This window comes from Streptomyces sp. NBC_01013, from assembly GCF_045162765.1.
GTDB lineage: Bacteria > Actinomycetota > Actinomycetes > Streptomycetales > Streptomycetaceae > Streptomyces.
The window spans coordinates 727,626-751,656 of record NZ_CP108687.1; the positions used below are offsets into that span (position 1 = coordinate 727,626).

At 70.8% G+C, this 24,031-nt stretch carries 23 protein-coding genes; 6 read left to right on the forward strand and 17 right to left on the reverse strand.

The window, feature by feature from the left end; translation table 11 throughout:
* Positions 1-148: 148 nt before the first annotated feature.
* From hpnH to OG538_RS03205, 14 genes are all read right to left on the reverse strand, one after another.
* Entirely contained in the window at positions 149-1,168 is a 1,020-nt protein-coding gene (gene hpnH / locus OG538_RS03140) for an adenosyl-hopene transferase HpnH (RefSeq protein ID WP_406089882.1), read from the reverse strand.
* A gap of 5 nt (positions 1,169-1,173) precedes the next feature.
* The gene (locus OG538_RS03145; protein WP_406089883.1) at positions 1,174-1,830 is read right to left on the reverse strand and encodes a 1-hydroxy-2-methyl-2-butenyl 4-diphosphate reductase; all 657 of its coding nucleotides are present in this window, start codon (positions 1,828-1,830) and stop codon (positions 1,174-1,176) included.
* Positions 1,830-3,833, reverse strand: a complete 2,004-nt coding sequence (gene shc / locus OG538_RS03150; RefSeq protein WP_406089884.1) for a squalene--hopene cyclase — start codon at positions 3,831-3,833, stop codon at positions 1,830-1,832. The genes OG538_RS03145 and shc overlap by 1 nt, the downstream gene beginning before the upstream one ends.
* Positions 3,834-3,940: 107 nt before the next feature.
* The gene (locus tag OG538_RS03155) at positions 3,941-5,044 is read right to left on the reverse strand and encodes a polyprenyl synthetase family protein (RefSeq protein ID WP_406089885.1); all 1,104 of its coding nucleotides are present in this window, start codon (positions 5,042-5,044) and stop codon (positions 3,941-3,943) included.
* Positions 5,041-6,429: a hydroxysqualene dehydroxylase HpnE gene (hpnE, locus tag OG538_RS03160; RefSeq protein WP_406089886.1), complete on the reverse strand. Its 1,389-nt coding sequence runs from the start codon at positions 6,427-6,429 to the stop codon at positions 5,041-5,043. Before hpnE ends, OG538_RS03155 begins: the two co-directional genes overlap by 4 nt.
* Before the next feature lie 119 nt (positions 6,430-6,548).
* Entirely contained in the window at positions 6,549-7,469 is a 921-nt protein-coding gene (gene hpnD, locus OG538_RS03165) for a presqualene diphosphate synthase HpnD (protein WP_406089887.1), read from the reverse strand.
* Positions 7,470-7,498: 29 nt separating this feature from the next.
* Positions 7,499-8,419: a squalene synthase HpnC gene (gene hpnC / locus OG538_RS03170; protein WP_406089888.1), complete on the reverse strand. Its 921-nt coding sequence runs from the start codon at positions 8,417-8,419 to the stop codon at positions 7,499-7,501.
* Between the two features lie 444 nt (positions 8,420-8,863).
* Entirely contained in the window at positions 8,864-9,649 is a 786-nt protein-coding gene (locus OG538_RS03175; RefSeq protein ID WP_406089889.1) for an ABC transporter ATP-binding protein, read from the reverse strand.
* On the reverse strand, positions 9,642-10,571 hold the full coding sequence (locus tag OG538_RS03180) for an ABC transporter permease (protein WP_406089890.1): 930 nt from the start codon (positions 10,569-10,571) through the stop codon (positions 9,642-9,644). Before OG538_RS03180 ends, OG538_RS03175 begins: the two co-directional genes overlap by 8 nt.
* Positions 10,572-10,679: 108 nt before the next feature.
* Positions 10,680-11,552 (reverse strand): glycosyltransferase family 2 protein, encoded by an 873-nt coding sequence (locus OG538_RS03185; protein ID WP_406099971.1) that lies wholly within the window; start codon positions 11,550-11,552, stop codon positions 10,680-10,682.
* A gap of 8 nt (positions 11,553-11,560) precedes the next feature.
* The gene (locus OG538_RS03190) at positions 11,561-12,340 is read right to left on the reverse strand and encodes a CDP-alcohol phosphatidyltransferase family protein (protein WP_266785533.1); all 780 of its coding nucleotides are present in this window, start codon (positions 12,338-12,340) and stop codon (positions 11,561-11,563) included.
* The gene (locus tag OG538_RS03195; protein ID WP_406089891.1) at positions 12,318-13,379 is read right to left on the reverse strand and encodes an iron-containing alcohol dehydrogenase family protein; all 1,062 of its coding nucleotides are present in this window, start codon (positions 13,377-13,379) and stop codon (positions 12,318-12,320) included. The genes OG538_RS03190 and OG538_RS03195 overlap by 23 nt, the downstream gene beginning before the upstream one ends.
* Positions 13,367-14,104, reverse strand: coding sequence for a sugar phosphate nucleotidyltransferase (locus tag OG538_RS03200; RefSeq protein ID WP_406089892.1), 738 nt, complete (start codon positions 14,102-14,104; stop codon positions 13,367-13,369). Before OG538_RS03200 ends, OG538_RS03195 begins: the two co-directional genes overlap by 13 nt.
* Positions 14,101-15,903 carry a DUF5941 domain-containing protein gene (locus tag OG538_RS03205; RefSeq protein ID WP_406089894.1) on the reverse strand — a complete coding sequence of 601 codons (1,803 nt, stop codon included), beginning with the start codon at positions 15,901-15,903 and terminating at the stop codon, positions 14,101-14,103. Before OG538_RS03205 ends, OG538_RS03200 begins: the two co-directional genes overlap by 4 nt.
* A 305-nt stretch (positions 15,904-16,208) precedes the next feature.
* Between OG538_RS03205 and galE the strand changes: the two genes are divergently transcribed.
* The 4 genes from galE to idi all read left to right on the forward strand — a co-directional run bounded on the left by galE (position 16,209) and on the right by idi (position 19,685).
* Positions 16,209-17,192 carry a UDP-glucose 4-epimerase GalE gene (gene galE, locus OG538_RS03210; protein WP_406089896.1) on the forward strand — a complete coding sequence of 328 codons (984 nt, stop codon included), beginning with the start codon at positions 16,209-16,211 and terminating at the stop codon, positions 17,190-17,192.
* 167 nt (positions 17,193-17,359) lie between these two features.
* The gene (locus tag OG538_RS03215; RefSeq protein ID WP_406089898.1) at positions 17,360-18,301 is read left to right on the forward strand and encodes a cation diffusion facilitator family transporter; all 942 of its coding nucleotides are present in this window, start codon (positions 17,360-17,362) and stop codon (positions 18,299-18,301) included.
* Positions 18,302-18,372: 71 nt separating this feature from the next.
* Positions 18,373-18,945, forward strand: coding sequence for a GNAT family N-acetyltransferase (locus OG538_RS03220; protein WP_406089900.1), 573 nt, complete (start codon positions 18,373-18,375; stop codon positions 18,943-18,945).
* 146 nt (positions 18,946-19,091) lie between these two features.
* A complete protein-coding gene (gene idi, locus OG538_RS03225) occupies positions 19,092-19,685 on the forward strand; it encodes an isopentenyl-diphosphate Delta-isomerase (protein WP_406089902.1) in 594 nt (197 codons plus the stop codon).
* Between the two features lie 57 nt (positions 19,686-19,742).
* Here the strand turns inward: idi and OG538_RS03230 are convergent, their stop codons facing one another.
* Positions 19,743-20,198 carry an ATP-binding protein gene (locus OG538_RS03230; RefSeq protein WP_406089904.1) on the reverse strand — a complete coding sequence of 152 codons (456 nt, stop codon included), beginning with the start codon at positions 20,196-20,198 and terminating at the stop codon, positions 19,743-19,745.
* A 318-nt stretch (positions 20,199-20,516) separates the two neighbouring features.
* On the opposite strand from OG538_RS03230, the gene OG538_RS03235 reads away from it, so the two are divergent.
* On the forward strand, positions 20,517-21,275 hold the full coding sequence (locus tag OG538_RS03235; protein WP_406089906.1) for an enoyl-CoA hydratase/isomerase family protein: 759 nt from the start codon (positions 20,517-20,519) through the stop codon (positions 21,273-21,275).
* A gap of 5 nt (positions 21,276-21,280) precedes the next feature.
* On the opposite strand, the gene OG538_RS03240 is transcribed toward OG538_RS03235, so the two are convergent.
* Complete coding sequence (locus OG538_RS03240) at positions 21,281-21,916, reverse strand: DJ-1/PfpI family protein (protein ID WP_406089908.1); 636 nt, start codon at positions 21,914-21,916, stop codon at positions 21,281-21,283.
* A 33-nt stretch (positions 21,917-21,949) separates the two neighbouring features.
* Entirely contained in the window at positions 21,950-22,927 is a 978-nt protein-coding gene (locus OG538_RS03245) for a GlxA family transcriptional regulator (RefSeq protein WP_406089910.1), read from the reverse strand.
* Between the two features lie 134 nt (positions 22,928-23,061).
* Here OG538_RS03245 and OG538_RS03250 point away from each other — a divergent pair, with 134 nt between their 5' ends.
* The gene (locus OG538_RS03250; protein WP_406089912.1) at positions 23,062-23,919 is read left to right on the forward strand and encodes an SCO6745 family protein; all 858 of its coding nucleotides are present in this window, start codon (positions 23,062-23,064) and stop codon (positions 23,917-23,919) included.
* The last annotated feature ends 112 nt before the right edge of the window (positions 23,920-24,031 follow it).

Sequence of the window (24,031 nt, forward strand, 5' to 3'; positions counted from 1 at the left end):
GTCCCCGCGCCGTCCATGCCCCGGCGGACTGCCACCCGCCGACCGCTGCCGGCCCGGCCCGGATGCGCCGCCGGGGCGGCGCATCACACGTGGCCGGACCGAGAGCGCGAGGAGTCCCCGGAGAACCGGCTCCCCGGCGGCCGTCACGTCACCGGTTCCCGCCGACGGTCTCCCGCGCCGCGCGCAGGGATTCCTTCAGCGACCCCATGGTGGCAAGGACGGCCGTGGGCTCGTAGCCGCAGTGCGCCATGCAGTTGGCGCAGCGCGGGTCCTTGCCACGGCCGTACTTGTCCCAGTCGGTCTCCTCGATGAGCTGCCGGTACGTCGGCACGTACCCGTCGCTCATGAGATAGCAGGGCCGCTGCCAGCCGAACAGGGAGTAGTTCGGAATGGCCCATGCCGTGCACGGGAAGTCCGCCTTGCCCTCCAGGAAGTCCAGGAAGAGCGGCGAGTGGTTCAGACGCCACCTGCCCCGGTTGCCGCCCGCGAAAGTCTTCCTGAACAGCTCGCGGGTCTGCTCGACGCCGAGGAAGTGCTCCTGGTCGGGTGCCTTCTCGTAGGCGTACGCGGGCGAGATCATCATCTCGTCGACCTTCAGGTCGTCGTTGAGGAAGTTGAGGACCTCGATGATGGTCTGGGGCGTGTCGGTGTTGAAGAAGGTGGAGTTCGTCGTGACCCGGAAGCCGCGCCGCTTGGCCTCCTTGATGGCCGCGACCGCCTCGTCGAACACCCCTTCCTTGGCAACCGATTCGTCATGGCGCTCGCGCAGCCCGTCGATGTGGACGGCGAAAGCGAAATAGGGCGAGGGGGTGAACTTCTCGATCTTCTTCCGCAGCAGCATCGCGTTGGTGCAGAGGAAGACGTACTTCCTCTTCGCCACCAGCTGCCGGACGATTTCGTCGATCTGTGGATGCATCAGCGGCTCGCCGCCCGCGATGGAAACCATCGGGGCGCCCGATTCGAGCACGGCGCCGACGGCCTGGGCCACCGGCATGCGCTGCTTGAGTACTCCGGCCGGGTGCTGGATCTTCCCGCAGCCCTCGCAGGCGAGGTTGCAGGCGAACAACGGCTCCAGCTCGACAATCAGCGGGAACTTCTCCCGCTTTCGGAGCTTCTGTTCAATGAGGTACGTCGCAACCTTGATGGACTGACGGAGCGGCATGGCCATCTAGCTCACCTCCTGGGGAGCAGCAAAGATCGGTGCCATTCATAGAAAGCCGGCAGGACGGCACGGAGAACGCGGAAAGCCGATATTCCACCGCGGACCGTGCCGATGCGGACGAGCTCATGCTCAGGAGCGTCCACGACCACCCGTACGGCCGCAACCGGGCGTGGCCCGGACCGCAGAGCGATGCGCAGGGTCGCGGCGGACTCCATGTCCACCGCGATCGCTCCGGTGGCCCGCAGCTCGGCCCGCTCATGTCCTCGTACGACATGGTCGGAGCCGGTCAGCGGACCGGTGTGGACGGTACGTCCGGGTACGGCCCTGGCGAGTGCGTCGGCGAGCAGTTCCGTGCCGGTGCAGGTGTCCGACCGCCCGGCTGTTCGGGTCTCGTCGGCCACCACCAGGTCTCCGGGGTGCATGCCGGGTGCGAGCCCGGCGCAGAACCCCGAGGCGATGACCGCGGCGCCGAGCGCACGGCCCTCGCCGAGCGCCCTCGCCACGGCTGTTTCGGCCGCCTTCGGCCCCATGCCCGTACGGAGTACGGTCACGGCGCCCGGGGCGGTGCCCGCCCTGGTCCTGCCGGTGCGCAGGGCCAGGTGCTCGATGCCCAGCGCACAGGCGATGAGCAGCGGGGTGGGACCGGCCGGCCCTGGGGCATCGCCCATCAGGCCCCCTCGCGGACCGCCGTGCGGCCCGCGAACGGGTCGCCGTGCACGTACCGTCCGAGTGCGGTCAGCGGGAAGACCTGCCGGTAGAGGTGGTAGTTGATGGAGAAGTCCCAGGGGAACCCGGTCCCGGTGAAGTAGGGTTCGTCCCAGGAGCCGTCGGCCTGCTGGGTCTCGGCCAGCCAGGCGACGCCGCGTGAGACGGCCACGGTGTCCCGCCGGCCGGCCGCGAGGAGTGCGAGCAGTGCCCAGGCGGTCTGCGATGCCGTCGAGGTTCCGTGGCCGATCCACTTGTCCTCGTTGTAGGAGCGCAGGTCCTCGCCCCATCCGCCGTCGTCGTTCTGGACGGATTCCAGCCAGCCGACCGCCCGGCGGATGGAGGGGTGGGTGGCGGGCAGTCCGGCGGCGACCAGAGCGGGCACCACCGACCCTGTCCCGTAGACGTAGTTGACGCCCCAGCGGCCGAACCAGCCGCCGGCCGCGTCCTGTTCGGCGAGCAGCCACTCGATTCCCCGCTGGGTGGCGGGATGCCGGGAATGGCCTTCGACAGCGAGCATCTCCACCACGTGTCCGGTGACATCGGCGGACGGCGGGTCGATGACCTCGCCGAAGTCGCAGAACGGCAGCCGGTTGGGGAAGGCGCTGGTGTTGTCGGCGTCGAAGGCCCCCCAAGCGCCGTTGCGGGACTGCATGCCCACGTTCCAGCGCACCCCGCGCTCGATGGCGGCATCGACCCTTGCCTGGTCCGGGTGGCGGACCCGGCGCAGCGCGAGGACCACCTCCGCGGTGTCGTCGATGTCGGGGTAGTTGTCGTTGTGGAACTCGAACGCCCAGCCACCGGGAGCCAGTTGAGGTCGGCGCACGGACCAGTCCCCCGGCCGTGCGATTTCCTCGGCGAGCATCCAGTCCGCTGCCTTCACCAGTGCGGGGTGGTCGGCGACGACTCCCGCGTCGGCGAGCGCGATGGTGGCGAGGCAGGTGTCCCAGACCGGGGACTGGCAGGCCTCGATCATGCGGGCACCGTCCTCGCGCCAGACCGCGAACCGGTTGAGCGACTCCAGGCCGGCGCGCATGACCGGGTGGTCGAGGTCGTAGCCGAGCAGGTGCAGGGCGATGACGGAGTACACGGCGGGTGGCTGGATGCCGCCCCAGCAGCCGTCGTTCTCCTGGCGTTCGATGATCCAGCGGGCGGCCGCGTTCATGGCGACCCGGCGCAGTCGGCGAGGGGCGATGCGGTGATAGAGGTGCAGCGCCTTGTCGAGGCGCTGGAAGACGCCGTCCCAGCTGGCCGCCGGGGCCGGACGGCGGGGCGGGTTCGGTTCGTCCGGGTCGGTGTGCAGCTCGTCCAGGGCGAAGGGTGCGGGCCGTACCGGCCGCTTCGCGGAGACGACGGTGAGCGGCACGATGGTCTGGCGGGCCCAGCAGCCGAAGTCGTAGATGTTGAGCGGGACCCACTTGGGGAAGAACATCAGCTCAGGCGGGAGCTCCGGGAGGTCGTCCCATTTCCACCAGCCGAAGAGAGCCAGCCAGATGCGGGTGAACACGCGGCTCGCCGCGATCCCGCCCTGCTCCCTGACCCACGCCGCCGCGCGGGCCATGTGGGGTTCGTCCGGCCGGTCCCCGGCCAGACGCAGCGCTACGTACGCCTCGATGGTGGCGGAGAGGTCGCCCGGGCCTCCGTAGAAGGTTGCCCAGGTGCCGTCGCCGAGCTGTTCGCCGCGGATGAAGCGGCCGGCCGCCTGGACCGTGGCAGCATCCTGGATGCCGAGGAACTGCCGGAGCAGGAGGTCCTCGGCATCCATGGTGACGTTGGTGGCGAGGTCGCCCTTCCACCAGCCCTGCTCGTCCTGCCTCCCGAGGAGGTGCTCCACCGAGCGTTCCGCGGCCCGCCGCGCGGCGGCGAGTACGTCGTCCGCGGCGATGGTTGATTCGGTTGTCGGAATACTGGCCGAGGCTGCGCTGGGGTCCACAGCCCCGGTGCTTCCGTCGGTCGTCGCTGTCATGGCTTCCCCTTCGTGCAGTTGGTCCTCTGCTGTGCTGGGGTCTCCGTCGGCCGGCGCCCATGACGGGTGCCGGCCGGCGACTGCGAGTCATATTGAGGGGATGGTCATCATCTCTTTCGTACGACGACGAAGTCCGCGAGCGCCGTGAGCTGCGCCCGCACGGATTCAGGCATGTCCACACCATGCAGCGCCTCGATCGCGACCGCATGCTGACGACGGGCCTCCTGGGCGGTCCACTCGCGGCCGCCCGCCTCCTCGATGAGCGCCGCACGGGCGGCGAACTCCTCTTCGGAGAAGCTGTCGAAGTCGCTGCTCTTCGCGTCGGCGGCGAGCAGCTCGCCCAGGCGCTCCGAAGCCGGCCCGCCCGCGGCGAGCGCGGCGACGACCGGCAGGGACTTCTTACGCTGGCGCAGATCGCTCCACGTCTGCTTTCCGGTGGATTCCGGGTCGCCCCAGATCCCGAGCAGGTCGTCGACCGCCTGGAAGGCGAGGCCGAGGTGGTAGCCGTACGCCTCCAGGACGTCGGCGGTCCGGTCGTCGGCGCCGCCGAGGACCGCGCCGATGGAACAGGCACAGGCGAGCAGAGCGCCCGTCTTGTTGCCCTCCATCTCCAGGCACTCCTCGACGGTGACCCGCTCGCGGTGCTCGTAGGAGATGTCCTGGGCCTGTCCGTCGATGAGCTTGCGGGTGGCCGAGGTCAGCCGTCGGGCCGCGCGGCCCGCCTCGACGGTGCCGAGCTCCAGCAGGATCTCGTTGGCCAGGGCGAACAGCGCGTCGCCGACCAGGATCGCCTGGGCGGGGCCGTGCACCTTCCACACCGTGTCGCGGTGCCGCCGCTGCTCGTCGCCGTCCATCAGATCGTCGTGCAGCAGCGAGAAGTTGTGCACGAGCTCGACGGCCACGGCGCCGGGGACGCCGGCCTGGGCGGCGGCGCCGGCCGCTTCGGCGGACAGCAGGGCCAGCGCCGGGCGGACGGCCTTGCCACCGTCGCCGTCCGAGGGCCTGCCCTGGGCATCGATCCAGCCGAAGTGATAGGCGGCCACGGTGTCCATGGGCGGTGCGAGCCGGTCAACGGCGGCCCGGAGCACCGGCGCGGAAAGGGCCCGTCCGCGCTCCAGAAGCGCGGTGACGTCCGTGGTGTCCGCCACGGTGTCGGAAGCCGGATTCGCCGGGGTCACTGACTCTCCTCTTGTTCCGGTGGTACTGCTCATGCCGCCTCCTGCAGCGGATGTTCATGGGAGCGGCCGAGCGCCAGGAGTGCGGCGTCCGCAGCGCCGGCACCGCTACGGACGGCGCCCTCCATCGTGGCGGGCCAGCCGGTGGCGGTCCAGGCGCCGGCCAGGAAGAGACCGGGGGCGCGGGTGCGCGTTCCCGGTCGCAGCCGGCCGACGCCGGGAGCGGGCGCGAAGGTCGCCGTACGCTCCCGGGTGACGAAGAAGTCCCTGATCCCGGCCCCGCGGGCGGCGGGCAGGAGCCGCTCCAGCTCGGGCAGGTAGCGCGCGCGGAGCTCGGCGACGGGCAGGTCGATCTCCTCGTCGGCGGCGGACTGGGAGACCGCGAGGTACTGGCCGGGACCGCTGAGGCCGGAGGCCTCGGTCCGGTCGAAGACCCACTGGACCGGTGAGCCGAGTGCGGCGAAGAACGGCTGCCTGAGCACCTTGCGGTCGTAGACCACGTGCACGTTGAGGATCGGCGAGGTGCCGATCTCCAGCAGCCGCTCCGGTGCGTCGAGCGCGCCCTCGGGCAGCAGGTCATGGGTCTCGCGCTGCGGTACGGCCAGCACGACCGTGTCCGCCTCGATGCGTTCGGCGCCGGTGTCGACCACCCAGCCCCCGTCGTCGGTACGGGTGAGGGCTCCGGCCTTCGTCCGCAGTTCGGTGCGGACACCGGCGGAGTCCAGGGCCTTGCGGCTGAGGGTGTCGTGGACGTCCCCGAGCGGCACGGAGGCCCAGCCGATGTCGGCGGCGCCGGGGTCGGAGAGGAGTCCCGTCTTGAACACCTTCGCGGCGAGCGCGAGCGAGGAGTTCGGCGCGGTGGCGTTGAGGGTGGCCACGCCGACCAGGTCCCAGAGGGCCTCGACGGTGCGGGGCGACTGGCCGTGCCGGGCGAGCCAGCTGCCGAAGTCGACGTCGTCGAGCGCGGGGTCGTCCGGGTCGAGCCGTCCGAGGGCCAATGCTGCCCGCCCGACGCTCGCGCGCTCGGCGAGCGAGAGGTGCGGGTAGGCGGCGAGTCCGGCGGCGAGGTGGAAGGGGACCGGCAGTCCGTTGCGCCGCAGCCGTCCCAGCCGGGGGCCCGCGAGCCGCCCCACGTCGAGAACGGGCACGTCCAAACGGTTTTGCAGGGGTGCCAGACGTGCGCCGTCGACCCGGTCGAGGAACCACCGGTAGGCGGTGCAGCAGCGCAGGTAGACGTGCTGGCCGTTGTCGACCGTCAGCTCGCCGCGCCGGAAGGAGAAGGCGAGGCCACCGAGCCGGGGCCGCCCTTCGAGCAGGGTCACGTCAAGCCCGGCATCTGCCAGGCGCAGGGCCGCCGTGATGCCGGCGAGCCCGCCCCCGATCACCACCGCGCGGGAGGAACGCAGTGCGTCGTCCGTCATGCGTCCCCCTCTCGTCGGGTCTTTTCAGTCACGGACGCACCCGTGCACCGGAGGGTTGCCCGCCGTACGGAGTGATCATCCATGATGCACATGGTGCGCGAGATGTCCGTGTGACGCATTCAGACACGCCCCCTGGTCGTGCGGCGCGAAATGTGGCGCGCGTCGAGACCCGACAGACCACGCACCGCCACGTACGCCTTCTCGTGGCCCGGGAGCGAGACCCGGCCGCGCAGCACTGCCTCGGGGTCGCGCTCGATCCGGTCGAGGAGCCGGCGGTAGATGCCGGCCATGGCCGCCACGCAGGCCCCGCTGCGCCGGTCGAGCATCGGCAGCAGCCGGTAACCCTCGGCGAACAGGGCCCGGGCGCGTCGGACCTCGAAGTGGACGAGCCCGGCGAAGTCGGAGCCGGGCGGCGGGGTGGCCCGGTGGAAGCCCGCGGAGCAGCCGAACTTGGCGAGGTCGTCGGCGGGGAGGTAGGTACGCCCGTTGCCGGCGTCCTCGCGCACGTCGCGCAGGATGTTCGTCAGCTGCAGTGCGAGGCCGAGCGTGTCGGCGTACTCGGCGGCGCGCTCGGCGCCGGGGGCGCCGGGTTCCGTACCGAAGACGCCCAGGCTGAGGCGGCCGATGGCGCCCGCGACGCACCGGCAGTAGGTCTTGAGGTCGTCCCACGTCTCGTAGGTCGCACCGCGCACGTCCATCAGCACGCCGTCGATGAGCTCGTCGAGCCCTTCGAGCGGCAGCGGGAACCTGCGGGCGGCGTCGGCGAGCGCGACGGCCACCGGATCGGTGTCGTCCTCGTCGACCGCTCCCCCACGGATCCGGTCCAGCACCGCGCGGGTGCCCTCCAGGCGGATGCGCTTGGTCTCCGGCTCCAGTTCGCCGTCACCGATGTCGTCGACCCGTCGGGAGAAGGCGTACAGGGCCGACATGGCCTGCCGCTTCTCGACGGGCAGCAGCCTGATGCCGTACGCGAAGTTACGCGCCTGCTGTCCGGTGACCGCCTCGCAGTAACTGTATGCGGCCTGTACCGGTGCCGACATGTACGTCGTCTGTCCCTCCACGGTCCGGCTCACCCCTCTCTACGCGCTCTTCGCAAAACAACTCCCACCTCGCGCAGCAGGCTGGGCTTGGTGGGTTTGGGGGGTCCCGGCAGTACGTCGAACCCGGCGGCCGCGATCGCGGTGAGGGCGGCACGCCCCCCTCCCACGAATCCGGCGAGAAGCAGCTTGAGCCTGCCGTGGACGCTACCCACCAGGGGGGTGCCTTCATTCAGCAGATCCCCGGCGCGTTCGGCTTCGTACGCGATCAGTGCCCGCACCGACGCGCCCCCGGAGGGGGCCGCCAGGTCGGATTCGGTGACATGGAACGTGGCCATGTCATCGGCCGGCAGGTAGATCCGGTCACGGCCGAGGTCCTCGGTCACGTCCTGCAGATGCTCGACGATCTGCAGTGCGGTGCAGACGGCGTCGGAGCGGCGGAGGCGCTCGGGACTCGCGGTTCCGGTGAGCTGGAGGACCAGGCGGCCGACGGGGTTGGCAGAGAGCTCGCAGTAGGCGAGGAGCTCCTCGTACGTCCCGTAGCGGCGGATCTTCTGGTCCTGCCGGTTGGCCTCGATGAGGCCGAGGAAGGGTTCCGGGGTGAGCGCGCGGCGCCGCACGGTGGGGCGCAGCGCCTGCAACAGCGGATGGTGCGGGGTCTCGCCGGTGGTGGCGAAGATGCGGCGCAGGTCCGTTTCGAGCGCGTCCAGCATCGCGAGCCGGTCCTCGCCCTGTGCCGGGTCGAGACCGAGGTGCCGGGCGTCGCCGCCGCCGGGCGTGAGGTCGCCGTCGCCGATGTCGTCCACGAGCCGGGCGAAGCCGTAGACGGCCATCAGGTCGTCGCGCCACGCGCGCGGCAGGAAGAAGGGGGCCACCGGAAAGTTCTCGTCGGCAGCCTTGTCAAGTGTTCCGGGTACGGCGGAATCAAGCCGCGCCTGCCGGGTACGGGTCACTGCGTACCGCCCTGCGCGGGGACGGCGTGAGCACCTCGGAGCTGGAGATCTTCCGTCATAGCCGTCACATCTCCCGTTCTACACTGCTGACCCAAAACATCCCATTCCGGACACGCCGCCCGCTCTCCCGAGTGCGAAGGACGGCTATGGGCCGTCCACCCAGGCGGTATCGCCCCACTTGCCACGAATCAGCACCGGTACAGCTTACGTTGTACAACGCTCATCCATACGCCGGGGTGTGGGGCGCGCAACACCTGCGCGCTTCGCCTTGTCAACTTTCCCCTTGCGCAAGGAAATTGACGTCATCCGGCGGGAGGAGATCTTGCCGGGCTCCGTACGACGAGCCGTGGAGGCCCGGGCGGGGGCCCGATCCGTACGCACCGCAGCGGCCTCTGCCGGAAAAATCCGGCAGAGGCCGCTGCGGTGCGCGACTGCGGCGACGCCCTACTTGCCGGTCTCGCGCTCGTACGCCTTGAGAACCTCGTCGGTCGGGCCGTCCATCAACAGCTCGCCCTTTTCCAGCCACAGCACACGGTCGCAGGTGTCCCTGATCGACTTGTTGCTGTGACTGACCAGGAAGACGGTGCCCGCCTCCTTGCGGAGCTCCCGGATGCGCGCCTCGGAGCGGATCTGGAACTTGCGGTCACCGGTGGCCAGCGCCTCATCGATCATCAGGACGTCGTGGTTCTTGGCTGCGGCGATGGAGAAGCGCAGCCTGGCTGCCATACCGGAGGAGTACGTACGCATCGGAAGGGTGATGAAGTCGCCCTTCTCGTTGATGCCGGAGAAGTCGACGATGCTGTCGTAGCGTTCGTTGATCTCCTCGCGGCTCATGCCCATGGCGAGGCCGCCGAGCACGACGTTGCGCTCGCCCGTCAGGTCGCTCATCAGCGCCGCGTTCACCCCGAGCAGCGAGGGCTGGCCGTCCGTGTACACCTTGCCGTGCTCGGTCGGCAGGAGTCCGGCGATGGCCCGCAGCAGGGTGGACTTGCCGGAGCCGTTCGTCCCGATGAGGCCGATGGCCTCGCCCCGGTACGAGGTGAAGGAGACGCCGCGTACGGCGTGCACCTTGCGGACCCCGCGCTCCTCGCCCTTGCCGCGGCGCAGTATCCGGCTCAGTGCCGCGGTGGCTCCGCCCTTGCCACCGCCGCCGCCGTTGACGCGGTACACGATGTGCACGTCGTCGGCGATCACGGTGGGGACGCGCCCCGCGGTTTTGTCCTCAGCCACGGCCGTACCGCTCCTCTGCCTTCCAGAAGTACACGAAGCCCGCGGCGCCCACCACGAGCGCCCAGGCGAGGGCCACCAGCCAGACGTGCGCCGGCAGGTTCTCGGAGCCGTACCCGTCGATCATCGCGAACCGGACCAGGTCCATGTAGATGGCCGCCGGGTTGTACTGCAGCACATCGCCGATCCAGGACGGCTTGTCGGCCAGCATCACCGGGATGGAGAACATGACCCCGGAGGCGTACATCCAGGTCCGCATGATGAACGGCATCAGCTGGGCCAGGTCGGGCGTCTTGGCCCCGAGCCTCGCCATGATGAGCGCCAGTCCGGTGTTGAAGAAGAACTGGAGCACCAGCGCGGGAATCACCAGCAGCCAGGACAGCCTGGGGTAGCTGCCGAATCCCACGGTCACGGCGATCAGCACGATCATCGAGTACAGCAGCTGCTGCAGCTGCTGCAACGAGAACGAGATGGGCAGCGAGGCACGGGGGAAGTGCAGCGCGCGCACCAGTCCGAGGTTGCCGGAGATGGCGCGGACCCCGGCCATCACCGAGCTCTGGGTGAAGGTGAAGACGAAGACCCCGGTCACCAGGAACGGGATGAAGACCTCCTGCGGTATCCCCCTCTTCGTGCCGAGGATCAGGCCGAAGATGACGAAGTACACCGCCGCGTTCAGGAGCGGGGTCGCCACCTGCCACAGCTGCCCCAGCTTGGCCTGGCTGTACTGAGCGGTCAGCTTCGCCCGGGAGAACGCCATGATGAAGTGGCGTCGCCCGCGGAGCTGGCGCACGTACTCGAAGAGCCCGGGCCGGGCACCGCTGACCGTCAGGCCGTACTTCGTGGCCAGCTCGGCAGCGCTCAGGCCGTCGTCGGCCGATGGCGTGGTGCTCAACGCAACAGCACCATCATGGGTTGTGTCACTCACCAGATGAAACTCTCGTATTCAAAACGCGCAGCCAGTCGCGGGCGCGGCTCAGGGCGGACAGGTCCCAAAGAACAAAACTTACGCCTCATGCTCCCAGAGGCGAACTTCTCAGATGACCGGAGGTCGGCCCAGCCTGGTCAGGCGCCACACCGTACGCCACTTCATCGGGCGGCGAGGTCCGCAGGGCGTCGACCAGCCCTCCCGGAAGCCGCCGAACCACGCCTTCAGCGCCGCTCCCGAAGGCTTGCGGAGCAGAGTGAGGAGCAGCCACACGCCGAGGTACACGGGGACCAGGGGCGCGGGCAGATTGCGACGGGCCAGCCAGACCCGGTTCCGCGCCACCATGCGGTGGTAGACGGCGTGCCGGGACGGAGCGGTCGTGGGGTGGTTGAGCACCATGTCCGCGCGGTAGTCGATCAACCAGCCGGCGTCCAGTGCCCGCCAGGCGAGGTCCGTCTCCTCGTGCGCGTAGAAGAAGTCCCCCGGCAGCGGACCGACCTCTGCGATGACCCGGGTGCGTACGGCGTTGGCGCCGCCGAGGAACGTCGTCACCCGCGAGGAGCGCATCGGGTCGGCGGCGCGCAGTCGCGGCACGTGACGGCGCTGGGTCTCGCCGGTGTCCGGGTCGGCGATCCTGAAGCTGATGATGCCGAGCCTCGGATCGGCCTCGAACGCCTGCCGGCAGAGCTCGGCGGTGTCGGTGAGCGGCAGGTGCCCGTCGTCGTCGAGGAAGAGCAGCGCGTCGACGTCGGCGCCGGAGGGACCGAAGGCCTCGATGCCCACGTTGCGGCCGCCGGGGATGCCCAGGTTCTCGGGCAGCTCGACGGTCCGTACGCCCGCGGGGACGTCCGGAACCGGGGCGCCGTTGCCGACGACGACCACCTCGATCCGGTCGCCGTCCTGTCGGGCGACCGAATCGAGGAGGGCACGCAGCTCGACCGGGCGGTTGCCCATCGTGATGATGACCGCGCCGAGTTTCATGGGGGTGCTCACTTCAGCCTGCTCGATGCCAGGACCGACACGAGGTGGAGGAGGGTCTGCAGCAGGGCGATGCCGGCCAGCACCGCGACCGCGAGGCGGCTGAAGTAGAGGTCGTCCCGGACCGCGTCCAGGACGGCCGCGACCAGAATGACCAGCGAGGCCTCGACGCACAGGATCAGACGGTGGAACTTGAGCGCACCGGCGGCCCGGCGTGCGAACGCCATGCCCGACGAGCGCGGCTCGGAGGCTGCCTCCTTGACCGGCGGCAGCCCGCCCTGGTGGCGTGCGACGCCGACCAGGTCGGTCTCGGCCTTGATCAGGATGGCGCCCAGGGCGGCGAGCGTGCCCAGGAAGGCCCACAGCCAGTCGATGCGGCCGGTGCCCCACAGGTCCGCGGCGCGCAGGCCGAAGCCGACGAGCACGGCTGCGTCACAGAGGTAGGCGCCGACCCGGTCCAGATAGACCCCGCCCAGCGAGAACTGCTTCTTCCAACGGGCCAGCTCACCGTCGACGCAGTCGAGCAGCAGGTAGAGCTGGACCATCAGGACACCGAGCAGCGCGCCGGGGATGCCCGGGACGAGCAGGGCCGGAGCGGCGAGCACACCGGCGACGGTCATCAGGTAGGTCAGCTGGTTGGGCGTCACCTTGGTGTTCACCAGGTACCGGTCCACGCGCAAGGAGACCTCGCGCATGTATATCCGGCCCGCCCAGTGTTCGCCGCTGCGCCGGTCCTTGACGCCCGGGGGGTGAACGACAGGACGGAGTTCAGCTACTGATGGTCTTGGCATAGTCGGCGTACGCGTCCCTGATCTGGTCGGTGGACAGGTTGAGGTGTTCCAGGACGGTGAAGCGTCCCGGACGGGTCTGCGGGGCGTAGTCGACGGCCCGGACGAACTCGTCGGCCGTGAAGCCGATCTGCTCGGGCAGGACCGGCAGACCGTGCCGGCGGAGTACGTCGGCGAAGAGTCCGGACTCCTCGCGGGCGCCGCGCAGATACATCGCGAAGGCGGCACCGAGGCCGACCTGCTCGCCGTGGCTGGCAGCGCGCCTGGGGAAGAGCAGGTCGAAGGCGTGGCTGATCTCGTGGCAGGCGCCGGACGAGGGACGGGTGTCGCCGCTGATCGAGATGGCGATGCCGGAGAGCACCAGCGACTCGGCCAGGACCGTGAGGAACTCGTCGTCGGTGACGGTTCCGGGGTGTCGCAGGACGGCTTCGCCCGCGGTACGGGCCATGGCGGCGGCCAGTCCGTCGATCTGCTCGTCGTTGACCTCGTGGGAGAGCTCCCAGTCGGCGATCGCGGAGATGTTGGAGATCGCGTCGCCGATGCCGGAACGCACGAAGCGGGCCGGGGCCTGGCGGATCACCGAGAGGTCGATGACCATGGCGATCGGCATCGGGACGCCGTAGGAACCCCGGCCGTTGTCGTTGTCCAGCGTGGCGACGGGCGAGCAGAGGCCGTCGTGGGCGAGGTTCGTGGCGACCGAGACCAGGGGGAGGCCGACCCGTGCCGCGGCGTACTTCGCCACGTCGATGATCTTGCCCCCGCCGAGGCCGACCACGGCGTCGTAGCGCTTGCCCTTGATGTCGTCGGCCAGCTGTACGGCGGCGTCGATGTTGCCGCCCGCGACGCAGTACCAGTCGGCGCCCGGCAGGGCCGGTGCCAGTGTCTCGCGCAGGGCCTGCCCGGAGCCGGCGCTGATGGCGATCGCGAGCTTGCCCGACGCGGAGATCCGCTGGTCGGCGAGGAGACCGGCCAGGTCGTCCATGGCGCCCCGGCTGATGTCGACGAAGACCGGGGAGGGGATGAGGCGGGTCAGTACCGGCACGCGATCTCCCTGCCCCTTGCCAGGTCCTCGTGGTTGTCGATCTCGACCCAGGTCACGTCGCCGATGGGCGCCACGTCAACGGTGAAGCCGCGGTTGACGAGCTCCTGGTAACCGTCCTCGTAGTACAGGTCCGGGTCGCGCTCGAACGTCGTCCTCAGCGCGTCGGCCAGCTCCTCGGCGGCTTCGGCCTCGATGAGGGTGACGCCGATGTACTCGCCCGTGGCGGTGGCCGGGTCCATCAGCTTCGTGATGCGCCGCACACCCTCGTCACCGTGGGTGATGACCTTCATCTCCTCGTCGGCGAGGTTCTTCACCGTGTCGAGGGCGAGGATGATCTTCTGGCCCTTCCCGCGCGCGGCCAGCAGGGTCCGCTCGACGGAGACCGGGTGGACGGTGTCGCCGTTGGCGAGGATCACACCGCGCTTGAGGACCTCGCGGGCGCACCAGAGGGAGTAGGCGTTGTTCCACTCCTCGGCCTTGTCGTTGTCGACGAGGGTGAGTTCGAGGCCGTACTTCGCCTCCAGCTCCTCCTTGCGGTCGTAGACGGCCTCCTTGCGGTAGCCGACCACGATCGCGGCCTCGGTGAGCCCGATCTCGGCGAAGTTGGCCAGTGTGAGATCGAGGACGGTCTTCTCGCCGTCCACCGGCACGAGGGCCTTGGGGAGCGTGTCGGTGTAGGGGCGAAGACGCCGTCCTGCGCCGGCTGCCAGTACGAGGCCGATCATGCGGGTTCTCCTTCGTCGTGAACGGCGGGCGCCCCGGAGGACACCCAGAAGCGGATGGACTCCACCAGCACGACCAGCGCCACGGCCACCGCGAGGACGGTGAGAGCCACGGTGAAGCCGGAGGCCCCCGTGAGTACGGCGGCGAATACGGCCACCACCAGGGTCCGGCCCTCGTGCCCGCCGATCGTGCGCACCAGCCACTGGGGCGGAGCGCCGGTGCCGCCCCTGATGCGGTACACCGTGTCGTAGTGATGGTAGGCGACCGCCGAAACGAGGCCGAAGGCCGCGGGCAGCGCCCCGTCCATGTCGCTGCGTGCGGCGAGGACGAGGATCGTGCAGTACTCCGCCACGCGGAAGACCGGGGGTACGAGCCAGTCGAGTGCGCCCTTGAGGGGGCGGGCCATGGCCACACCGGAGCAGATCGCGTAGAACACCGCGGCGGCGACCATCTGCCGGCTCCCGAAGGGCTGCTGCAGTGCGGCTGCCAGGAGCGCGCCGGCTCCGACGACCGCCGCCACCGGGGCACCCCAGGCGCCGGAGATCCGAGGCCCGCGGGCCGCCACGAGCTGCGCGACCGGGCCCGAGTCGGCCAGGTCGGCGAGGGCCTGGGCGGCGCGGTCGGTGCGGCGGGCCTTGCGGGTCAGGGAACGCAGCAGTCGGCCGGCGGTGGTGTAGCAGGCCGCGAAGGCGCAGCCGACGAGCAGCGCGTAGAAGACGATCCGCGGGGTGGTCAGCGCGGTCAGTACGGCGATCATCGCCCAGCGCTCACCGATCGGGAGAACGATGATGCGGCGCACCCAGAGCGTCCAGCCGACGCTGTCGAGCTTGTCGGAGAGGGCGGCTGTGGGGCTGGCGTTCGCGACCGCGTCGTGATTCGCCTCGTAGAACGAGAAGTCGATGAAGTGGCGGCAGGACTGGAGCACCAGGGCGCCTAGGGCCAGGGCCCAGACGTCGTCGCCGCCGCGGGCGGCACCGAGGGCGAGGCCCGCGTAGTAGGCGTACTCCTTGGCCCGGTCGAAGGTGGCGTCGAGCCAGGCGCCCAGCGTCGAGTACTTCAGCGCGTAGCGGGCGAGCTGCCCGTCGGTACAGTCCAGCACGAAGGAGACCAGCAGCAGCAGACCGGCGGCGACGTATCCGCCGCGGGTGCCGGTGGCCGCGGAGCCCGCCGCGATCAGCGCGGTCAGCAACGACGCGGTGGTGACCTGGTTGGGGGTGAACCCACGGCGCGCGCACCATCGGGCGAGGTAGCGCGAGTAGGGGCTGATGCAGTACGTGGTGAAGAAGCCGTCACTGGCCTTCACGGCGCTGCGCAGCCGGACCGCCTCGTCGTCCACGGCGGCAACGCCGGAGAGCGCGGCGGCACGTGCGGCCTCGTCCGCCGGCACGGCGGCGACGAGCGAGCCGAGTTCCGGACGCCGGACCGCGGTGCCCTCGGCGTCCATCGTGGCGGCCAGGCGCCCCGGCACGGTGCGGTCGGTGACCGCGACGGTGCCGCCGGACGGCCCGGTGGGAACACCTGCTCCGACCGCCTCCGTGGTGGTGCGCAGGGCGCGGACCAGGGCGGGACGTGCCTCGGGCTGCGCGGTGAGCGCGCCGGGCACCGAGGCGGCGGGGAAACGGGGGTCGGTCAGTCCGAGCCGCAGGGCGTGGACATGACCGACGAAACGGGGGTCGACGAGGGCGACACGGCTGTCGGCCGGCACCGCGGACAGCAGCCGGGCCGCGGCGGTGACATCGGCTGCGGTCTGTACCTCGAAGCCCAGTGACCTCAGATCGTCCTGGAGCGACGATCCGGGCACCGGAGCACCTGTGAGAATGGCGGTCGACAGACGAACTCACTCCTTGGGTGCTGACACGGGTCGGCGCGCGACAGTGCGGCCCCCAATGTGGGCCGGCGACATGTCGGCTGAGGCTATCGGATGAACGGAAGCGGGAGTTCACTGCCCGTTTGCGCTCTGTTCCGGGCGGAGCGGCATCATGCGGTCCCGTCCGCGATCATCATCGTCGATGGCCGCCTCGCCTGACAAAACGCGGTCACCGCAGGGTCCGCCGGAGAAGGCGGCGTCGCAGAGTTCCGGACGCCGGACCCTCTAACCTGGCCGACATGACATGGCTGATCACCGGCGGAGCCGGATATATCGGGGCACACGTGGTGCGGGCGATGAGGGGCGCCGGGGAGCGGGTGGTCGTGGTCGACGACCTCTCCGCGGGCAATCCGGACCGACTGCCGGACGACGTTCCGCTGATCCGGGGCTCGGCGGCCGACCGAGCACTGCTGGACCGGGTGCTCGCGGAGCACGAGGTGACGGGTGTGGTGCACCTGGCAGCGAAGAAGCAGGTCGGTGAGTCCGTTGAGAAACCCCTCCTGTACTACCGGGAGAATGTCGCCGGGCTGACCGTCCTCCTGGAGGCCGTCGTGGCCGCCGGGGTACGGCGCTTCCTGTTCTCGTCCTCGGCCGCCGTCTACGGGGTGCCGGATGTGGAGCTGATCACCGAGGACGCACCCTGCGTCCCGATCAATCCGTACGGCGAGACGAAGCTCGCCGGCGAGTGGCTGGTGCGGGCGGCGGGGCGGGCGCACGGGATGTCCACCGGCTGCCTGCGCTACTTCAACGTGGCGGGCGCGGCCGAACCGCAGCTGTCGGACACGGGCGTCTACAACGTGATTCCCATGTTCTTCGACCGGCTGACCCGCGGCGAGGCCCCGAGGATCTTCGGGGACGACTACGCCACCCCCGACGGCACCTGCATCCGCGACTACATCCACGTGTCCGATCTGGCCGACGCCCACCTGGCCGTCGCCGGGCAGCTGATCGCGCAGGAGGTTCCCGGCGACCTGACCGTGAACGTGGGCCGCGGCGAGGGTGTCTCGGTGCGCGAGCTCGCCGGTCTGGTGTCGGAGGTCACCGGTCACGGGGTGAAGCCGGAGATCGAACCGCGCAGGGCCGGTGACGCGGCGAAGGCGGTCGCCTCGTGCGGCAAGATGTCCGGCGAGCTGGGCTGGACGGCCCGGCGCGGGGTGCGTGAGATGGTCGAGTCCGCCTGGCAGGGCTGGCTGCTGCACCACCCCGGCCCGTCTGCGCCGTAGCTGATCCGCCGGGCTTGTCCGCCGCTCTGACCTGCGGGCATTTCCGCAGGTCAGAGCAGTTGACAACGGTGTTCAGTGCCGTGTTGCCCGATACCCCCCACCCGTAGTTCACTGACAGGGTCCGGGCCGTTCGCGCCCGGGTCCGCAGACGACCGGGAGGCGTCCCCATGGGGGCAGGGCACGATCACGGACATGCGCACGGAGGTACGGCGCCCACAGGCACCGCGGCCGCCGCGTACAAGGGACGGCTGAGGATCGCGCTGGGCATCACGCTCGCCGTGGCGGTCATGGAGGTCGTCGGAGGGGCGCTGTCGGGCTCCCTCGCGCTGATCGCCGACGCGGCCCACATGGCGACGGACGCCCTCGGGCTCGGCATGGCGCTCCTGGCGATCCACTTCGCCAACAAACCGGCCGGGCCCAACCGGACCTTCGGCTACGCCCGTGCCGAGATCCTCGCCGCGCTGGCCAACTGTGTCCTGCTGCTGGGGGTGGGCGGCTATCTGCTCTTCGAGGCCGTGGAGCGTTTCATCACCCCGGCCGAGACCCGCGGCGGGCTGACGATCGCCTTCGCCCTGGTCGGCCTGGTCGCCAACATCGTGTCGCTGTCGCTGCTGATGCGCGGGCAGAAAGACAGCCTCAACGTGCGCGGCGCGTATCTGGAGGTGCTCGCGGACGCTTTCGGGTCAGTCACCGTGCTGGTCTCGGCGGGCATCATCCTGGCGACCGGCTGGCAGGCCGCGGACCCGGTCGCCTCCCTGGTCATCGGGCTCATGATCGTCCCGCGCACGGTGAAGCTGCTCCGCGAAACGTTGAACGTACTGCTGGAGTCGGCGCCCCCGGGGGTCGACATGGGAGAGGTCCGCGACCACATCACGGCCCTGCCCGGAGTGCTGGGCGTCCACGACCTGCACGCCTGGACGATCACCTCGGGGATGCCGGTGGTCTCCGCCCATGTGGTGGTGCATCAGGAGTTCCTCGACTCAATCGGCCACGAGAAGCTCCTCCACGAACTGCAGGGCTGCCTCGGCGACCACTTCGATGTCGAACACTGCACCTTCCAGCTGGAGCCGAGCGGCCACGCCGAGCACGAGGCGAAGCTCTGTCACTGAGGGGCCGGGCCCGGCGAACCCGAGGTGTAGGGTCTTCGAAGCTGTGTACGCAACGCTCAAGGGTTCCCACGTTGACCGACGCCGATCATCCCCTGAACGACCCGACACCCCCGCACGACCGCGGTCTGCGACCCCTCGCCCGCTGGACTGCCCGCCCCGAGACTGCTGCCGACACCGCCGCCGTGCACGCGGTCAACGCGGCCGCGTTCCCGACGGAGGCGGAGGCCGATCTGGTCGACGCTCTGCGCCAGGACCCGTCGGCCTGGGTTCCGGGGCTCTCGTACGTCGCCGAAGCGCACGACGGGTCCCTCGCCGCCTACGCCCTGCTGACCCGTTGTCTCGTGGGGAATGCTCCGGCACTCGCACTGGCCCCGGTGGCCACCGCGCCCGCGCACCAGCGCCGGGGCGCGGGGCAGGCCGTGGTGCGGGCGCTGCTCGATGCCGCACGGCTGCGCGGGGAGCCCCTGGTCCTGGTGCTCGGCCATCCCGAGTACTACCCGAAGTTCGGTTTCGTGCCCGCTTCGCGGTACGGGATCCGGCCAGGTTTCGAGGTGCCGGACGAGGCGATGATGGCTCTGGTCCTCGATGATTCCGTGCCTGTCGCGCAGGGCACGATTGAGTATCCGGCGGCGTTCGGGGTCTGAGGCACCACTCGTGCCCACGACCCGGGTGGTGTGGTGTGGCCGGACATGCCAGGACCCTAAGTGCGGACAAGCCGCTTTTGTACGGCAGACTTGAGCAGACTCGACGGGCCGGGCGCACGGGGCCGGGTCCATAGCGAAGGATGGGTATGCCGACCACACCAGCCACCGCGGCGAACAGCTCGTCGACCGGCACAGCAGAAGCGATCATGCTCGAACTGGTCGACGAGAACGGCACCACCATCGGCACGGCGGAGAAGCTCGCCGCCCACCAGGCACCCGGCCAACTGCACCGGGCATTCTCCGTGTTCCTCTTCGACGAGCAGGGCCGGCTGCTGCTCCAGCGCCGCGCACTGGGCAAGTACCACTCCCCCGGTGTCTGGTCCAACACCTGCTGCGGCCACCCGTATCCGGGCGAGGCGCCCTTCGCCGCCGCCGCCCGGCGCACGTACGAGGAGCTGGGGATCTCGCCCTCGCTGCTGGCCGAGGCGGGCACCGTGCGCTACAACCACCCGGACCCCGCGTCGGGGCTGGTCGAGCAGGAGTTCAACCACCTCTTCGTGGGCATGGCCCAGGAGCAGGTGCGCGCGGATCCGGAGGAGGTGGGCGAGACGGCTTTCGTGACAGCCGCGGAGCTGACGGAGCGCCACGCCCGGGCCCCCTTCTCCGCGTGGTTCATGACCGTGCTGGACGCCGCCCGTCCCGCGATCCGGGAGCTGACGGGACCGGGCGCCGGCTGGTAGGCGCGCTTGGCCGGCGCCGGCCGGCAGGCGCGGATCGCCGGCGTCGACGCGGAGGGGTCACAGGCGCGTACGGAGCGGCAGCGCCGCCCAGATGACCTTTCCGCCGCCTGCGGTGTGCTCCACGTCGCAGGTCCCGCCCGCTTCCCGGGTGATCTCACGGACCAGCAGCAGTCCGCGCCCACCGGTCTGCGCGTAGTCCGTCTCCAGCGCCGTCGGCCGGTAGGGGTGGTTGTCCTCGACGGACACCCTGATCCAGTCGGCGCCGACAGCCACCTCGACCGCGAGCTCCGGCGAGAGCAGCGCGGCATGTTTCACGGCATTGGTCGCCAGCTCGGAGACGATGAGCAGCAGGCCCTGAGCGATGTCGTCGTCCAGGGGGACGCCCTGGCGCTCCAGCAGATCACGTACGGCGTGCCGGGCCTGGGGTACGGAGACATCCGCGGCCGGGGCGGTGAACCGCCAGACCCCCTCGTACGGCACGGGCCTGGCGGGGACACTCCCGCGGCTCTCCATTGTCCGGTACCCGCTCTCCCTCGGTGGTGACTGCACGTCGAGTACAGGGTGCGGGGGGTAGTCGGTTCGGCCCGTACCACTGAACAGAAGTCGACCTCAATCGACCGAACTTGACTGAATCAATGTGGTTACGTCATCTCACGGACCGCTTCTGACCTTCCTTTCGGAGGCCGTCCACGCCTGCACCGGGCGCCGTCCGATCCGGGGACCACCGGCACGATCCGGCGTGCCCCGCGCCGGCCGCGATGGGTCCGAGGGGGAGGGCGACGGACCCCGGCGGTGGCCTTCGACTCCGCCGGCATGGATAGCATCCGGCGCATGGACCGTACGGAACCCCGGCTGGAGCACGCCGTCGCGGACGGCGTCGCCACCGTCGTCATCAGCCATCCCGCCAAGCGCAACGCGATGACGGCCGCGATGTGGCATGCGCTCCCCGTGCTGCTCAAGGAGCTTGCCGCCGATCCGTCGGTACGCGCCCTGGTGCTGACCGGCGCCGGGGACACCTTCTGCGCCGGCGCGGACATCTCCTCCCTCCGCGATCCCTCAGGTGCTCCGCAGGGTCTCGCGGTGGCGGCCGAGGAGGCGCTGGCCGCCTTTCCCCGGCCGACGCTCGCCGCGGTGCGCGGCTACTGCGTGGGCGGCGGCAGCCAGCTGGCCGCCGCCTGCGATCTGCGCTTCGCGGAGGAGGGGGCCTCCTTCGGCGTCACCCCGGCCAGGCTCGGGATCGTCTACCCCGCGTCGTCGACCCGCCGGCTGGTCGCGCTGACCGGCCCCGCGACGGCGAAGCACCTGCTCTTCTCCGGCGAGCTGATCGACACGGAACGGGCGCTGCGGACGGGCCTGGTGGACGAGGTACTGCCCGCCGGCGCGTTGGACGAACGGGTCGAGGCGTACGCACGGACCCTGGTGTCCCGTTCGCAGCTGACCCAGGCGGCGGCGAAGGAGTTCGCCGCGGGGCGCGAGGACCGGGACGCGCACTGGGCGGCGCAGGCCCGCCGCAGCGGCGACACCGCGGAGGGTGTCGCCGCCTTCCTGGAGCGCCGTGCCCCGCGCTTCACCTGGCCGGCCGGGGCGTAGGGCCTCTACTCAAGGATGAAGCGGCTCCTGGCGCGCCATTGCTCGACCATCGCGACCGGGGCCTTCTCGGGTGATCCCGTGTCGTACGGCGGCTGCGGGTCGTACTCCGTGAGCAGTTGTACGGCTTGGGCGTGCTCGTCGCCGGCGATCCGGCCGAGCAGGGTGAGGCCCATGTCGATGCCCGACGAGACGCCCGCGGCCGTGACGTACTTGCCGTCGGTGACCACGCGTTCGCCGGTGGGCTCGGCGCCGTAGCCCTTCAGCGTCTCCAGCGCGAGCCAGTGCGAGGTCGCGCGCCGCCCCTTCAGGAGCCCGGCGGCCGCGAGCAGCAGTGAGCCGGTGCAGACGGAGGTCGTCCAGGTGCTGGTGGCGTCGGAGCGGCGCAGCCAGCCGAGGAGCGTCTCGTTGTCCATCTGCGCGCTCTGCCCGGGGCCACCGGGGACGATCACCAGGTCGGCTGCGGGGACGTCATCCAGAGTCCGGTCGGCCACCAGCGCCAGGCTGCCGCTGTCGTTGCGCACCTCACCGGCCGACTCGGCGACGAAGACGGTCTCGGCACCGGGCGCGCGGGACAGGATCTCGTACGGTCCGACGGCGTCCAGCGCCGTGAACCGGTCGAAGAGGACGATGGCGATCTGCATGGGTGAGTGCCTGCCTTTCGGTCGGTGAGTGAGCTACTGCGTGCCGGCGCGTTCGACTGCCGGGTGGGAGCTGAATCGCCGGCGGTATTCGGCGGGTGCCGTACCCACCGCCTTGAGAAACGCGCGGCGCATCGCCTCCGGGGTTCCGTAGCCGCAGGTGCGCGCGATCCCGGTGATGCCGTCGGTGGTGTCCTCGAGGAGCCGGCGGGCCTGTTCGAGGCGGACGCGGTCGACGTACCGGCCGGGCGTCGTGCCGGTCTCCGCCTGGAAGGCGCGGGCGAAGTGACGCGGTGAGAGCCGGGCACGGGCGGCGAGGGACTCGACGGAGAGGTCCTCGCCGGGGTGTTCGGTGATCCAGTGCTGGACCTCGCGCAGCGGTTCGCGGCGGGCCGTCTGGGCGGTGAGCTGGGCACTGAACTGGGACTGGTTGCCGGGCCTGCGCAGAAAGACCACCAGGTGCCGGGCCACGGTGAGCGCCACGTCCCTGCCGTGGTCCTCCTCGACGAGTGCGAGCGCCAGGTCGATGCCCGCGGTGACTCCGGCGGAAGTGGCGAGCCGCCCGTCGCGTACGAAGATCGGCTCGGGATCGACCTCGACGGCCGGATAGGCGCGGGCGAGGTGGTCGCAGACGTTCCAGTGCGTGGTCACCCGGTGCCCGTCCAGCTGTCCGGCGGCGGCGAGGAGCAGGGCGCCGCTGCAGACGGAGACGAGCCGCTCGGGGCGCGGGCCGTGCGCGCGCAGCCAGCCGACGAGGGCGGGGGCGGGATCCCGGGTGCCCCAGCCGCCCGGGACGAGAAGGGTGTGGGGCGTCGCCTCGTCGGCGAGGCTGCCGTCGGGCACCAGCGTGAGGCCGCAGGACGAACGCACGGGCGCGCCGTCCAGCGAAGCGGTGCGCAGCTCGTACGAGACCTCCGGGAACCGGGAGGCGCCGGCGAAGACCTCCATCGGCCCGGTCACATCGAGGCTCTGGATGCCGTCGAAGAGGACGACGAGTACGGATCGCTGCTTCATGTCCGCCATCCTGGGCGGCCGGACGGAGGGCCGCAATGACGGAATGCCCACCTTTCCTGCCATGCCGGGCTGCGGCGCAACTCACGCGGGCCCCGGGGTTCCGACACGTACCGACCAGTCGGTAACGTGCGGGCATGAGTACTCTCCCGCCCCGCGCCGGACGCCGCTGTCACAACGCCCTCAACCCGCTGCACTCCGCGCTCTACTTCTCGCCCGACCTCGGCAAGGAGCTCGGGGGGATCGGGATCGACGACCCCACCGCCGCCTACTTCGCCACGCGCGCCGCTGCCATGGGGGCGGTCGGCCCGGGCACGGTCACCGCCACCTTCTACAACTTCAACCACGAGCTCGTGGCCCGGCATGTCCCCGCCGTCTGGGACCTCGCCTCGCCCGGGACGGTCCTGGCGGCGCGGCTGCGTGCCGCCGACTCGACGCTGCGCCGGCTGCTCGGCGAGGAGGTCATCGCCTCGCCCGAGATGGCCGAGGCCGCACAGCTGGCTCTGCGCGCCGCCGAGGGCTGTACGCGACACGCCCGGCCGCTCTACGCGGCACACGCCGATCTCCCGGTGCCGCAGCAGCCGCACCTGGCGTACTGGCACGCCGCGACGCTGCTGCGTGAGCACCGCGGCGACGCCCACCTCGCCGCTCTCCTCGCGGCCTCGCTCGACCCGCTGGAGGCCCTGGTCAGCCACACCGCCACCGGCAAGGGCATGGCGCCGCGCTGGATCCTGGCCAGCCGCGGCTGGCGGCGCACCGACTGGGAGGACGCGTCCGAGCGGCTGCGCGAGCGTGGACTGCTCACCTCCGAGGGCGGGTTGACGGAAGAGGGCACCGCGCTGCGGGCCGGTCTGGAGGAGGACACGGACCGGATGGACCTGGCCCCGTACGAGCACCTCGGCGGCGCGGGCGTGGCCCGGCTGACGGAACTGGGGCGCGGATTCCTCGGCACCGCGCTGGCGGCCGGCGCGTTTCCCGCGGAAGCGACCGGCTGACCTGCCGGAAACCGGCGGCCGACAACTGGGGTGGTCGGGCGACACGGCGCCCGGCCACCCGGCACAATGCAGGCGAGTGGCTCCGGCGCCGGTCCTCACGGCCGGCACCGGG

Bases quoted from the DNA above. Each gene is read 5' to 3' on its own strand.
- OG538_RS03145 (WP_406089883.1), bottom strand. From the start codon at position 1,830: ATGGGCGATGCCCCAGGGCCGGCCGGTCCCACCCCGCTGCTCATCGCC.
- OG538_RS03215 (WP_406089898.1), top strand. From the start codon at position 17,360: ATGGGGGCAGGGCACGATCACGGACATGCGCACGGAGGTACGGCGCCC.
- idi (WP_406089902.1), top strand. From the start codon at position 19,092: ATGCCGACCACACCAGCCACCGCGGCGAACAGCTCGTCGACCGGCACA.
- OG538_RS03190 (WP_266785533.1), bottom strand. From the start codon at position 12,340: ATGCCAAGACCATCAGTAGCTGAACTCCGTCCTGTCGTTCACCCCCCG.
- galE (WP_406089896.1), top strand. From the start codon at position 16,209: ATGACATGGCTGATCACCGGCGGAGCCGGATATATCGGGGCACACGTG.
- hpnH (WP_406089882.1), bottom strand. From the start codon at position 1,168: ATGGCCATGCCGCTCCGTCAGTCCATCAAGGTTGCGACGTACCTCATT.
- OG538_RS03245 (WP_406089910.1), bottom strand. From the start codon at position 22,927: ATGAAGCAGCGATCCGTACTCGTCGTCCTCTTCGACGGCATCCAGAGC.
- hpnD (WP_406089887.1), bottom strand. From the start codon at position 7,469: ATGTCGGCACCGGTACAGGCCGCATACAGTTACTGCGAGGCGGTCACC.
- OG538_RS03230 (WP_406089904.1), bottom strand. From the start codon at position 20,198: ATGGAGAGCCGCGGGAGTGTCCCCGCCAGGCCCGTGCCGTACGAGGGG.
- OG538_RS03155 (WP_406089885.1), bottom strand. From the start codon at position 5,044: ATGAGCAGTACCACCGGAACAAGAGGAGAGTCAGTGACCCCGGCGAAT.
- OG538_RS03235 (WP_406089906.1), top strand. From the start codon at position 20,517: ATGGACCGTACGGAACCCCGGCTGGAGCACGCCGTCGCGGACGGCGTC.
- shc (WP_406089884.1), bottom strand. From the start codon at position 3,833: ATGACAGCGACGACCGACGGAAGCACCGGGGCTGTGGACCCCAGCGCA.
- OG538_RS03240 (WP_406089908.1), bottom strand. From the start codon at position 21,916: ATGCAGATCGCCATCGTCCTCTTCGACCGGTTCACGGCGCTGGACGCC.
- OG538_RS03200 (WP_406089892.1), bottom strand. From the start codon at position 14,104: ATGATCGGCCTCGTACTGGCAGCCGGCGCAGGACGGCGTCTTCGCCCC.
- OG538_RS03250 (WP_406089912.1), top strand. From the start codon at position 23,062: ATGAGTACTCTCCCGCCCCGCGCCGGACGCCGCTGTCACAACGCCCTC.
- OG538_RS03185 (WP_406099971.1), bottom strand. From the start codon at position 11,552: ATGAAACTCGGCGCGGTCATCATCACGATGGGCAACCGCCCGGTCGAG.
- hpnE (WP_406089886.1), bottom strand. From the start codon at position 6,429: ATGACGGACGACGCACTGCGTTCCTCCCGCGCGGTGGTGATCGGGGGC.